The sequence below is a fragment of the Streptomyces sp. SM11 genome (assembly GCF_002910905.1).
Classification (GTDB): domain Bacteria; phylum Actinomycetota; class Actinomycetes; order Streptomycetales; family Streptomycetaceae; genus Streptomyces.
Window position 1 is genome coordinate 41,563 of the sequence record NZ_NEUE01000164.1, and the last position, 11,982, is coordinate 53,544.

Here is an 11,982-nt window from a genome sequence, read left to right on the forward strand (position 1 = left end):
TAACCGAGTAAGAAAAGCAACTAGGTAATCTTTCGTTGTGCGGGGTTCGGGGCCGTGGGTGTGGGGTCCGGTGCGGCGGCCACCGGTGCGGCGGCCGCCGTCGCCAGCAGCTTCAGTGCCAGCGCCCGGTTGCGCCGAGCGGTCCGCAACGCGTCCCAGGTCAGCAGCGACAGTGCCAGCCAGACCAGGGCGAACCCGGCCCACCGCTCGGGCGGCATCGACTCGTGGAAGTAGAGGACGCCCAGCCCGAACTGGAAGACCGGGGCCAGATACTGGAGCAGCCCCAGTGTGGACAGCGGCACCCGGACCGCCGCCGCGCCGAAGCAGATCAGCGGGATCGCCGTGACGATGCCCGTCGCGGCGAGCAGGGATCCGTGCCCCGCGCCCCCGGCCGTGAACGTCGACTCGCCGGTGGCGGCCAGCCAGAGCAGGAAGCCGAGCGCGGGCACGAACAGCACGGCGGTCTCGGCGGCCAGGGACTCCAGGCCGCCCATGTTCACCTTCTTCTTCACCAGGCCGTACGTGGCGAAGGAGAACGCCAGCACCAGCGAGACCCAGGGGGGCTTGCCGTGGCCGATCGCCAGGACGAGGACGGCGACCAGGCCCGTGGCGACCGCGGTCCACTGCGCCGGGCGCAGCCGTTCGCCCAGCAGCAGGACGCCCATGGCGATGGTGACCAGCGGATTGATGAAGTAGCCGAGCGAGGCCTCGACGACCTGGCCGTTGTTCACGGCCCAGATGTAGAGGCCCCAGTTGACGGTGATGGTCGCCGCCGCGACCGATATGAGGCCCAGCCTGCGCGGATCGCGGGCCAGCTCGCCGACCCAGGCCCAGCGGCGTACGACCAGCAGGGCGACGGCGACGACGCCGAGCGACCAGACCATCCGGTGGGCGAGGATCTCGATCGCCCCGGACGGCTTCAGTAGCGGCCAGAAGAGGGGGACGATGCCCCACATCCCGTATGCGCCGACTCCGTACAGCAGGCCCGCCCGCTGTTCGTTCTTGCCCTCCACGCGCCCTCCCGGACCACCCTCGCCGGCGGATCCGCCGACGGCACGACGGTAACGCCGGAAGGGCTTCGTGTCATAGCCGTCTCACGGAAACACTCATGACAGTGCTGTGTGCGGCGGGGTGGGGCGGGGGCGCGTCGGGGCTCAGGCGGCGGACAGGGCGGCGCGCACGGTCTCGGCGAGAGGTGTCGTCGGGCGACCGATGAGCCGGGCGAGGTCGCCGCTCGTCCCCGCGAGCCGCCCGCGCCCGATCGCCTCGTCCACATCGGCGAGGATCGCCGCGAAGCCCTCGGGCAGTCCCGCGCCGACCAGGATCTCCTGGTGCGCGGCGGCCGGCACGTTGTTGTACGCGATCTCCTCGCCGGTCAGCTCCGACAGCAGCGCGGCGTACTCGGTGAGCGACCAGGCGGTGTCGCCGCTCAGCTCGTAGGCGGTGTTGAGGTGGCCGTCGCCGGTCAGTACGGCAGCTGCCGCGGCGGCGTAGTCGGCCCGGGCGGCGGAGGCGACGCGGCCCTCGCCCGCGTTGGAGACGACCGCGCGGTGTGCCAGGACCGGGGCCAGGTTGGCGGTGTAGTTCTCCGTGTACCAGCCGTTGCGCAGGAAGGTGTACGGCAGTCCGGAGTCGAGGATCAGCTGCTCGGTGGCCCTGTGCTCGTCGGCCAGCGTGAAGTCCGCGTCCGGTCCGCCGAGGATGCCGGTGTAGGCGAGCCGGGCGACGCCCGCCGCCTTCGCCGCGTCGATGACTGCAGCGTGCTGTGACACCCGTCGGCCCACCTCGCTGCCGGAGATCAGCAGCACCCGGTCACCGGTCCGGAAGGCTCCGGCGAGGGTCTCGGGGCGGCTGTAGTCCGCGATGCGCAGCTCCACGCCCCGGGCGGCGAGCGCGGCGGCCTTCTCCTTGTCGCGCACCACCGCGACGACGTCGCCGGTCGGGACCGTGGCCAGCAGGGCGTCGACGACGAGGCGGCCGAGTGCGCCAGTGGCTCCGGTGACAACGATGCTCATGGGGGGCTCCAGTCTCAGGTGTCTCAGGTGTCTCAGGTATCTCGGGCCCCTGATGTCTCGCGGGGACCGTTCCCGATCGAGGCTACGTCGGACACTAACCAGGAGAAAGTACCCACTTTGAAGTAAGGTACTGGTATGGGAGTTAGCGCAAGGAGTGCGGAGACGTCATCCATCGACTCGGGGGCCGGTCCGCAGGGCCTGCCGAAGCCGGTCCAGGACGTCAACCAGCCGATGTGTCCGTCCCGGCTGGTGCTGGAGCATGTGACGAGCCGCTGGGGCGTTCTCGTCCTGGCGGCCCTGCTGGAGCGTTCTTACCGTTTCAGCGAGCTGCGCCGCACGATCGGCGGCGTGAGCGAGAAGATGCTGGCCCAGACCCTCCAGACGCTGGAGCGCGACGGCTTCGTCCACCGGGACGCGAAACCGGTGATCCCGCCCCGGGTGGACTACTCGCTGACGCCGCTCGGTACCGAGGCCGCCGAGCAGGTGTGGGCGCTCGCCCGCTGGACCGAACGCCAGGTGGACGTGGTGCAGGCGGCACGCGAGGCATACGACGAGGCCCGGGCCTGACCCCCGTGGGGGATCCGGCCCGGGCCCCGGGCGGTGCGCGTACGGTCCTCGCTCGGCCTCGGCCTCGGCCTCGGCTTTGGCCTCAGCCTCGGCCTCAGCCGATGACCGTCCAGGTGTCGTTGCCCGCGAGGAGCGAGCCGAGGTCGCCCTTGCCGTCGCGCTCGACGGCGGCGTCCAGCTGGTCCGACATCAGCGTGTCGTAGACGGGCCGTTCGACGCTGCGCAGCACCCCGATGGGGGTGTGGTGCAGGGTGTCCGCGTCGGCGAGCCGGGACAGGGCGAACGCCGTCGTGGGCGATTCCGCGTGGGCGTCGTGGACGAGGACCTGCGAGCGGTTCTCCTCCGTGATGGCCACGACCTTGAGATCACCAGTGGCCGGATCGCGGACGACACCCTTGGGATCCTGGGATCCGAAGAGGATCGGCTGCCCGTGTTCGAGGCGGATGACGGCCTCGGCGGCCTGTTCCTTGTCCTTGAGGACCTCGAAAGCGCCGTCGTTGAAGATGTTGCAGTTCTGGTAGATCTCCACCAGCGCCGTGCCGGAGTGCTCGGCGGCCGCGCGCAGCACGCTCGTGAGGTGCTTGCGGTCGGAGTCGACCGTCCGCGCCACGAACGTGGCCTCCGCGCCGATGGCGAGGGACACCGGGTTGAAGGGCGCGTCGAGCGAACCCATCGGCGTCGACTTGGTGATCTTGCCCAGCTCGGAGGTGGGGCTGTACTGGCCCTTCGTCAGCCCGTAGATCCGGTTGTTGAACAGGAGGATCTTGAGGTTGACGTTGCGGCGCAGGGCGTGGATGAGGTGGTTGCCGCCGATGGAGAGCGCGTCGCCGTCACCGGTGACCACCCACACCGACAGGTCGCGGCGGGAGGTGGCGAGCCCGGTCGCGATGGACGGGGCGCGGCCGTGGATGGAGTGCATCCCGTACGTGTTCATGTAGTACGGGAAGCGGGAGGAGCAGCCGATACCGGAGACGAAGGTGATGTTCTCCTTCGCGAGACCCAGCTCAGGCATGAACCCCTGGACGGCGGCGAGGACCGCGTAGTCGCCGCAGCCGGGGCACCAGCGCACTTCCTGGTCGGACTTGAAGTCCTTCATGGACTGCTTCGCCTCGGCCTTGGGCACCAGCTGCAGCAGTTCGTTGTGCCGCAGTTCGTCGGTGTCAGGCATCGATGGCCTCCTTGAGAGCCGTGGCGAGCTGCTCTGCCTTGAACGGCATTCCGTTGACCTGGTTGTAGCTGTGGGCGTCCACCAGATACTTGGCCCTCAGCAGCATCGCGAGCTGGCCGAGGTTCATCTCCGGCACGACGACCTTGTCGTAGCGTTTCAGCACCTCGCCGAGATTCTTCGGGAAGGGGTTGAGGTGGCGCAGATGGGCCTGGGCGATGGGCGCCCCCGCGGCGCGCAGCCGGCGCACGGCGGCGGTGATCGGCCCGTACGTCGACCCCCAGCCGAGCACCAGCGTGGCCGCCCCGGCCGGGTCGTCGACCTGGAGGTCGGGAACCTCGATGCCGTCGATCTTCGCCTGGCGCGTCCGGACCATGAAGTCGTGGTTGGCCGGGTCGTAGGAGATGTTGCCGGTGCCGTCCTGCTTCTCGATCCCGCCGATGCGGTGTTCGAGGCCGGCCGTCCCGGGAATGGCCCAGGGGCGGGCCAGGGTCTGCGGGTCGCGCTTGTAGGGCCAGAAGACCTCGGTGCCGTCGGCCAGGGTGTGGTTCGGACCGGTGGCGAAGGAGGTCTTCAGATCGGGCAGGGTCGACGTCTCCGGGATGCGCCAGGGCTCGGAGCCGTTGGCGAGGTAACCATCGGAGAGCAGGAAGACCGGTGTCCGGTACGTCAGGGCGATCCGGGCCGCGTCGATCGCGGCGTCGAAGCAGTCGGCCGGAGTCTGCGGGGCCACGATCGGGACCGGGGCCTCGCCGTTGCGCCCGAACATCGCCTGGAGCAGATCGGCCTGCTCGGTCTTGGTCGGCAGCCCGGTGGACGGTCCACCGCGCTGGATGTCGATGATCAGCAGCGGCAGCTCCAGGGAGACCGCGAGACCGATCGTCTCCGACTTCAGCGCCACACCCGGCCCGGACGTCGTCGTGATACCCAGCGCTCCGCCGAACGCCGCACCGAGCGCCGCACCGATCCCGGCGATCTCGTCCTCGGCCTGGAAGGTCCGCACACCGAAGTTCTTGTGCCGCGACAGCTCGTGCAGGATGTCCGAGGCCGGGGTGATCGGATACGACCCCAGGTAGAGCGGCAGGTCCGCGAGCTGCCCGGCGGCGATCAGGCCGTAGGACAGGGCGAGGTTCCCCGAGATGTTGCGGTAGGTGCCGGTGGGGAAGGCGTGCGACGCCGGGGCGACCTCGTAGGAGACCGCGAAGTCCTCGGTCGTCTCGCCGAAATTCCACCCGGCCCGGAAGGCGGCCACGTTCGCCTCGGCGATCTGCGGCTTCTTCGCGAACTTCTGCCGCAGGAACGTCTCCGTTCCCTCGGTCGGCCGGTGGTACATCCACGACAGCAGACCCAGCGCGAACATGTTCTTGGACCGCTCGGCCTCCTTGCGGGGGAGCCCGAACTCCTTCAGCGCCTCCAGCGTCAGCGTCGTCAGCGGCACCGGATGGACGTTGTAGGCCTCCAGCGAACCGTCCTCCAGCGGACTGGTCGCATACCCCACCTTCGCCATCGGCCGCTTGGTGAACTCGTCGGTGTTCACAATGATTTCCGCGCCACGCGGTACGTCGTCGATGTTCGCCTTCAGCGCGGCGGGGTTCATCGCGACCAGGACGTTGGGGGCGTCGCCCGGGGTCAGAATGTCATGATCGGCAAAGTGGAGCTGGAAGGAAGAGACTCCCGGCAGGGTGCCTGCGGGGGCCCGGATCTCGGCCGGGAAGTTCGGCAGGGTGGAGAGATCGTTGCCGAAGGAAGCGGTCTCCGAGGTGAACCGGTCACCCGTGAGCTGCATGCCGTCACCCGAGTCGCCCGCGAAACGGATGATCACTCGGTCCAGGCGACGGACCTCCTTCCCGTCGCCGCCCGTGGTTCCCGTCGTACCTGACAGGGGGGCTCGCTGACCCCCGAGGGCGGCGTCATTGGCCTCATCGGCCTTCTCTGCCGCGCTACTGACCTGGCTCGTCACTGAACTGGACCTCCCTTGGGGCGGCGGTTCGGAATCGTCCGGCCAGCCGGCGACCCCAGAGGCCACCTTACGTCTGCGTAGGTGGCCTTCCAGGGACCGATCATATGGTGGACGCTGTTTTGAGACAGCTATTGGTAAGGTTTGTCACCTTTTGCAAGCCCCCCGATCGTGGGGTGGACGCGACTGCACCCTGGGTCTTTGGTCCTAGGCCCCCTTGGCTTCCCTTTGTTCCTCTCCTGGTCCTCCTGGTCCTCCTGTGGCTCTCTTCCTCGATCAGAGGTGCCCGTCCGGCGCCCGTCGGACACTCCCGGGTCCGCGCAATGCCCCCGGAGCGCTCCCGGAGCGCTTTCGGAGTGTGGCCACCGGGGCTCGCCCGGAGCCCGCGCCCCGCCTCCGGCTCCTCAGATACTTGACGCCGTGTCAGATCGTTAGGAATTCAGGTAGGTCAGCACGGCGAGGACGCGCCGGTGGTCCCCGTCGCTGGGCGAGAGACCCAGCTTCAGGAAGATGTTGCTGACGTGCTTCTCGACCGCTCCGTCGCTCACCACGAGCTGCCGGGCGACGGCAGAGTTCGTCCGGCCCTCGGCCATCAGGCCGAGGACCTCCCGCTCGCGTGGGGTCAGCCTGGCCAGCACGTCCTGCTTCCGGCTGCGGCCCAGCAGCTGCGCCACCACTTCCGGGTCCAGCGCCGTCCCTCCCTGCGCCACCCGGACGACGGCGTCCACGAACTCGCGGACCTCGGCCACCCGGTCCTTCAGCAGATACCCCACCCCGCGGCTGCTGCCCGCCAGCAGCTCGGTGGCGTACTGCTCCTCCACGTATTGGGAGAGGACCAGCACCCCGATGTCCGGGTAGTCCTTCCGCAGCCGCACCGCCGCGCGCACTCCCTCGTCGGTGTGCGTCGGCGGCATCCGCACATCGGCGACCACCACATCGGGAAGCGCCTGCCGGCCGTCGAGCTCCGCCACGGTCTTGAGCAGCGCCTCCGCGTCCCCGACCCCCGCGACCACGTCGTGCCCGAGATCGGTGAGCAGACGGGTGAGCCCCTCCCGGAGCAGGACCGAATCCTCGGCGATGACCACGCGCACCCTGTTCTCCACGTTCTCCACGACTGCGAGTCCCCCACTGTTCCGAATATGCCGCGTTCCCCGCGACCCCGCACGCACCACGCCCGGCCACCGCGCACCGCGCCCCGACCGCTCAAGCATCCCAGGCCCCGGACACGGATGGGGGACCTGTGGATAACCCGCGCGGACCGGGCGTAGAGCCGTGCGAGGACCCGAGGACCCGAGGCCCCCGCCGCTCGCCCCGGACTCACGGCCGTACGCCCTGGACGCTCACGGCTGCATGCCCCCCGGGGGCCCCGGATGCGCACGCCCGTACACCCCATTGCCGGACCGAGGGGGCCGGGCGACGGGGCGTACGTACGCGGAGGGGGAGAAGGGGCCGAAGAGGAAAGAGGGCGAGGGCGAGGGGGGAGGGGGAGGAGTGGGGCGGAGGCGCGTTCCGGTCAGCCGCGCCAGGGCAGCTCGGCCGTGACCGTGGTCGGGCCACCGGCCGGGGAGTCGACCACAAGGACCCCGTCCACGGCGTCCAGCCGCTCCGTCAACCCGGCCAGGCCGCCGCCCGAGGCCGACGACGCACCGCCCCGGCCGTTGTCCGTGACCTGGAGCATCAGCCGGTCGGCCGCCCGCCACACGTCGACCGTGGCCCGGGTCGCCCGGGCGTGCTTGCTGACGTTCTGGAGCAGCTCCGAGACGGTGAAGTACGCCATGCCCTCGATCGCCTGCGCGGGCCGCGAGTCCAGGTCCACCTCGACCGTCACGGGCACGGTGCAGCGGGAGGCGATGGCGGAGAGCGCGGCGTCCAGGCCCCGGTCGGTGAGGACGGCGGGGTGGATCCCGCGGGCCAGGTCGCGCAGCTCCTGGAGGGCGACCTTGATCTCGCCGTGTGCCTCGTCGACCATGCGGGCCGCGGCTTCGGGGTCGTCGGTGAGCTTCTCCTTGGCGAGGCCGAGCCCCATGGCGAGGGCGACCAGGCGGGCCTGTGCGCCGTCGTGCAGGTCGCGCTCGATCCGGCGAAGGTCGGCGGCGGCGGTGTCCACGACCACGCCCCGGTCCGACTCCAGCTCGGAGACCCGGGTGGCCAGCCGGGACGGGCCCAGCAGACCGGTGACCATCAGCCGGTCCACCGTCAGTAGACCCCGCACGATCCACGGCGCCGCCATCACCAGCACCAGGCCTATGGCCCCGGTCACCGCCAGCTCGGCGGGCGAGTCCAGATACTCCTGGTGGGTCCTGTCCCCGTACAGCTGGAGGCCGTCCTGCCCACCGAACACCGGGAAGAGCCAGAACCACAGCGGGTACGTCAGCGCCGCCAGGCCGTACGTCCAGAACGAGATCGCGACGACGAACGTGAACGTCGCCCACGGGAAGTGCAGCAGTGTGTACAGCAGATGCCGCCAGGACACCCCGCTCTTGAGGACCGCGCCCATCCAGGACATCGGGCCGCCGGTCTCTCCCCGCACCCGCTCCGGATCCGCCACCTCCACCCGCAGCAGCCCGCGCGCCCGGTGCCGCTCCAGCGCGCCGAAGCCCCGGAAGACGGCGAGACCGACCGCGAGGACCGGTATCCCGATGAAGGTGACCAGCAGACCCGCGCTCATCGAGGTCATGGTGACCGCGAAGACGAACGCCACCGTGCTGAGCGGGAAGCTCAGCAGCGCGTAGAGGAGCTCGCGCCAGGTACGGGCCTCCAGGGGCGCTCGCAGCGGCGCCGGGAGGAAGTGCTTCGCCGGGGTCCTCGCCCCGAAGCCGGGGCCGGAACCCTGATGTTCCCGGTCCCGCGTGTCCGGTCCGTATGCCGTGGCCATGAGTCCCCGTCCGTCTCTGTCTCAGTCTCTCAGTGGGCTGTGCGTGGGGTGTGCGCCGCCATGACGCGGAGGCGGCCCGTCACCACGGACCGTTCTCCCTCAAGGGTGCTGGCCGACGGCTTTCCGCACCATGAGGACCCTCTCCGTATTCGACCGGGGGTTTTCCCCACCTCACCCGGGGGCGGCCGGGCAGGCCGGGCCGAGGCCCCACCCGGGGGCGGCCCGGGGCGTCCGGGGCCACCTCCGGGGCCCGCGGACAGCAGGGCAGCCGGTCAGGCCGCAGCCCGGTCGCGCCAGGGCAGCTCGGCGGTGACGGTCGTCGGCCCGCCTTCCGGCGAGTCCAGGACGAACACCCCGTCGACCGCGTCGAGCCGTTCGGTGAGCCCAGCCAGCCCCGTACCACCGTCCATCCGGGCCCCGCCCCCGCCGTCGTCCGTGACCTGGAGCATCAGCCGGTCGCCCGAACGCCACACGTCGACGGAGGCCGACCCCGCTCCGCTGTGCTTGCTGACGTTCTGGAGCAGCTCCGAGACGGTGAAGTACGCGATGCCCTCGATCGCCTCCGCAGGACGCCCCCGAAGCCCCACCGACACCTTGACCGGAACCGTGCAGCGGGAGGCGATGGCGGAGAGCGCGGCGTCCAGGCCCCGGTCGGTGAGGACGGCGGGGTGGATCCCGCGGGCCAGGTCGCGCAGCTCCTGGAGGGCGACCTTGATCTCGCCGTGTGCCTCGTCGACCATGCGGGCCGCGGCTTCGGGGTCGTCGGTGAGCTTCTCCTTGGCGAGGCCGAGCCCCATGGCGAGGGCGACCAGGCGGGCCTGTGCGCCGTCGTGCAGGTCGCGCTCGATCCGGCGAAGGTCGGCGGCGGCGGTGTCCACGACCACACCCCGGTCCGACTCCAGCTCGGCGATGCGCCGCTCCAGCTCGTCCGAGGGCGACAGCAGCCCGCGCGCCATCGCCCGGTCAACCGCCGTCAGCCCCCGCGTGATGAACGGCAGCACCGGCCACAGGACGAACAGGCTCACCAGAGTCACCGCGAACGTCAGCACCCCCCACGGCAGTCGGATGAACCCGTACAGCAACGCCCGCCAGCCCACCGGGTCCCTCAGCCCCGCCCAGAGCCGGACGAAGAACCCCTGGCCCCGGTGGCCGCGCGCCAGCGGACTCGGCTCCTCGACCCGTGCACCGAGCATCCCCCGCGCCCGCCGCCGCTCCAGCCGGCCCAGCAGCCGGGAGCCCTGGAGCCCGCCGACCAGCAGCGGCAGACCGATCACCGTGACGGAGAGCCCGGCGCCGACGGCGACCACAAGGACCGTGTAGACGAACCCGACGACGGCCAACGGCAGATTGGCGAGGAGATACGCGACCTCCCGCCAGGTCCACCGGTCGAGGGCGAAGCGGGCGGGCGGCAGCCGGTCTGGGTCCGGCACGGATGGGCTCATGGTCATACCCCCAGCCTGCCGGGCCGCCCCCGCGCACACCATGGGGCTCATGGGTGGGGTGAAGTAGGGATAACCCCACCCGATGCCCGACGCGGCTGCTTACACCCCGTTTAACAGGCCCTAGACTCCCGTGCGTACAGAATCAGGTACGCGGGACAGATACGGACAACGAAGGAGCAAGGGGCGGACGTGGCCGACGTGACCGGCGTGACCGGCGCTACGGACGTGACCGGCGCGGCAGGCGTGGCGGACGCGGCAGGAATGACCGGAGTGTCTGGCGGTCCGGTGGGCGGACCCACCGCACTCGCCTCGGAGTACTTCCAGAGCTACTCGGTCATCGGCCTGCTCGCCCTGGTCGGCGTCCTGTTCGTCGCCGTGGCCTTCGGAGGCGGGCGACTGCTGCGCCCCGTCGTCCCCACCCCGGAGAAGCTCCTCACCTACGAATGCGGCGTCGACCCGGTCGGCGAGGGCTGGGCGCACACCCAGGTCCGCTACTACGTCTACGCGTTCCTCTACGTGATCTTCGCGGTCGACTCCATCTTCCTGTTCCCGTGGGCCACGGTGTTCGCGGCGCCCGGATACGGGGCGACGACCCTGGTCGAAATGTTCATCTTCCTCGGCTTCCTGGCCGTGGGACTGCTCTACGCATGGAAGAAGGGCGTCCTCGCATGGGCCTGACGAGCCGGCCGACCCCCGAGTCCCAGCAGCCCGCGCCCGCGCCCCCGCCCCCGTCCGACCCGGTCCTCCTCCCCGAGCCGAAGCGCCTCGGCGTGCTCTCCCGGCTCGCACCGGAACCGATGAAGGTCGTCCTCAACTGGGGCCGCCGCTACAGCCTCTGGGTCTTCAACTTCGGACTGGCCTGCTGCGCCATCGAGTTCATCGCCGCGTCCATGGCGCGCCACGACTTCATCAGGCTGGGCGTGATCCCGTTCGCGCCCGGTCCCCGGCAGGCCGACCTCATGATCGTGTCCGGCACGGTGACGGACAAGATGGCCCCGGCCGTGAAGCGGCTGTACGAGCAGATGCCCGAACCGAAGTACGTCATCTCCTTCGGCGCCTGCTCCAACTGCGGCGGCCCCTACTGGGACTCGTACTCCGTCACCAAGGGCGTCGACCAGATCATCCCCGTCGATGTGTACGTACCCGGCTGCCCGCCCCGGCCCGAGGCGCTGCTCCAGGGCGTTCTCAAGCTCCAGGAGAAGATCGCGCGCGAATCCCTCGCCGAGCGGTACGCCTCCGGGGCGACTGCCGGCGGCCCGTCCACCGAGGCCCTGCGCAGCGGGCTGGTCGCCGCGCCGACTCCGACTCCGGCCTCGGCACAGACTTCGACGCCGGCCTCGACAGAGACCGCGACGCCGGGGGAGGGGCAGCGATGAGCGAACCCGACCGGTACGCCGAAACCGCGGCCGAGGCCTACGACCGGCTGCCGGACGCGGTCACCGATCTTTTCGGCGGCGAGGCCACGGCGGAGTCGGCGTACGACCTGCTGACCGTCGACGTTCCCGCCACCGCCTGGCTCACCGCGCTGCGGACCGCCCGCGACGAGCTCGGGTGCAGCTACTTCGACTGGCTCAGTGCCGTGGACGAACCGGGCACCGGCTTCCGCGTCTGCGTCCATGTCGCGGCCCTGGGCACGGGTAGAGTGCGGCGGCTGATGGTACGGACGACCGTGCCGCACGACGCGGCGGTCCTGCCCAGCGCCATCGACGTCTACGCGGGCGCCGCGTGGCACGAGCGTGAGACGCACGAGATGTTCGGTGTCGCGTTCGAGGGCCACCCCCATCTCGTACCGCTGCTCCTGCCGGAAGGCTTCGAGGGCCACCCGCTGTGCAAGGACTTCGTCCTGGCCGCGCGCGTCGCCAAGGCCTGGCCCGGGGCGAAGGAACCGGGGGAGCCGGCGGAGGGCCACACCGGTCCCAAGCGTCGCGCGATGCTCCCGCCCGGGGTCCCCGACCCGAACG

General features: G+C 70.7%; 11 protein-coding genes. 4 read left to right on the top strand and 7 right to left on the bottom strand.

Annotated elements, in window-relative coordinates; all coding sequences use genetic code 11:
- Positions 1–20: 20 nt before the first annotated feature.
- Both rarD and B9S58_RS14885 read right to left on the bottom strand, forming a co-directional pair.
- The gene (gene rarD, locus B9S58_RS14880) at positions 21–1,013 is read right to left on the bottom strand and encodes an EamA family transporter RarD (protein ID WP_103532584.1); all 993 of its coding nucleotides are present in this window, start codon (positions 1,011–1,013) and stop codon (positions 21–23) included.
- A gap of 141 nt (positions 1,014–1,154) precedes the next feature.
- The gene (locus B9S58_RS14885) at positions 1,155–2,015 is read right to left on the bottom strand and encodes an SDR family oxidoreductase (RefSeq protein ID WP_103532585.1); all 861 of its coding nucleotides are present in this window, start codon (positions 2,013–2,015) and stop codon (positions 1,155–1,157) included.
- A 135-nt stretch (positions 2,016–2,150) separates the two neighbouring features.
- On the opposite strand from B9S58_RS14885, the gene B9S58_RS14890 reads away from it, so the two are divergent.
- Positions 2,151–2,582 (top strand): winged helix-turn-helix transcriptional regulator, encoded by a 432-nt coding sequence (locus tag B9S58_RS14890; RefSeq protein ID WP_374935680.1) that lies wholly within the window; start codon positions 2,151–2,153, stop codon positions 2,580–2,582.
- Positions 2,583–2,676: 94 nt separating this feature from the next.
- Here the strand turns inward: B9S58_RS14890 and B9S58_RS14895 are convergent, their stop codons facing one another.
- The 5 genes from B9S58_RS14895 to B9S58_RS14915 all read right to left on the bottom strand — a co-directional run bounded on the left by B9S58_RS14895 (position 2,677) and on the right by B9S58_RS14915 (position 10,027).
- Positions 2,677–3,750 (bottom strand): 2-oxoacid:ferredoxin oxidoreductase subunit beta, encoded by a 1,074-nt coding sequence (locus tag B9S58_RS14895; protein ID WP_103532587.1) that lies wholly within the window; start codon positions 3,748–3,750, stop codon positions 2,677–2,679.
- Positions 3,743–5,707 (bottom strand): 2-oxoacid:acceptor oxidoreductase subunit alpha, encoded by a 1,965-nt coding sequence (locus B9S58_RS14900; RefSeq protein WP_103532588.1) that lies wholly within the window; start codon positions 5,705–5,707, stop codon positions 3,743–3,745. Before B9S58_RS14900 ends, B9S58_RS14895 begins: the two co-directional genes overlap by 8 nt.
- A gap of 428 nt (positions 5,708–6,135) precedes the next feature.
- A complete protein-coding gene (locus B9S58_RS14905; RefSeq protein WP_103532596.1) occupies positions 6,136–6,795 on the bottom strand; it encodes a response regulator transcription factor in 660 nt (219 codons plus the stop codon).
- Between the two features lie 422 nt (positions 6,796–7,217).
- The gene (locus B9S58_RS14910) at positions 7,218–8,579 is read right to left on the bottom strand and encodes a sensor histidine kinase (protein WP_103532589.1); all 1,362 of its coding nucleotides are present in this window, start codon (positions 8,577–8,579) and stop codon (positions 7,218–7,220) included.
- Between the two features lie 272 nt (positions 8,580–8,851).
- Positions 8,852–10,027, bottom strand: a complete 1,176-nt coding sequence (locus B9S58_RS14915; RefSeq protein WP_103532590.1) for a sensor histidine kinase — start codon at positions 10,025–10,027, stop codon at positions 8,852–8,854.
- A gap of 255 nt (positions 10,028–10,282) precedes the next feature.
- Between B9S58_RS14915 and B9S58_RS14920 the strand changes: the two genes are divergently transcribed.
- From B9S58_RS14920 to B9S58_RS14930, 3 genes are all read left to right on the top strand, one after another.
- Positions 10,283–10,699 (top strand): NADH-quinone oxidoreductase subunit A, encoded by a 417-nt coding sequence (locus B9S58_RS14920; RefSeq protein WP_103532597.1) that lies wholly within the window; start codon positions 10,283–10,285, stop codon positions 10,697–10,699.
- Entirely contained in the window at positions 10,690–11,397 is a 708-nt protein-coding gene (locus B9S58_RS14925; RefSeq protein WP_103532591.1) for an NADH-quinone oxidoreductase subunit B, read from the top strand. The genes B9S58_RS14920 and B9S58_RS14925 overlap by 10 nt, the downstream gene beginning before the upstream one ends.
- Positions 11,394–11,982 (top strand): NADH-quinone oxidoreductase subunit C (locus B9S58_RS14930; protein WP_146063505.1); only part of this gene is annotated, 589 nt, incomplete at its 3' end. The genes B9S58_RS14925 and B9S58_RS14930, both read left to right, overlap by 4 nt.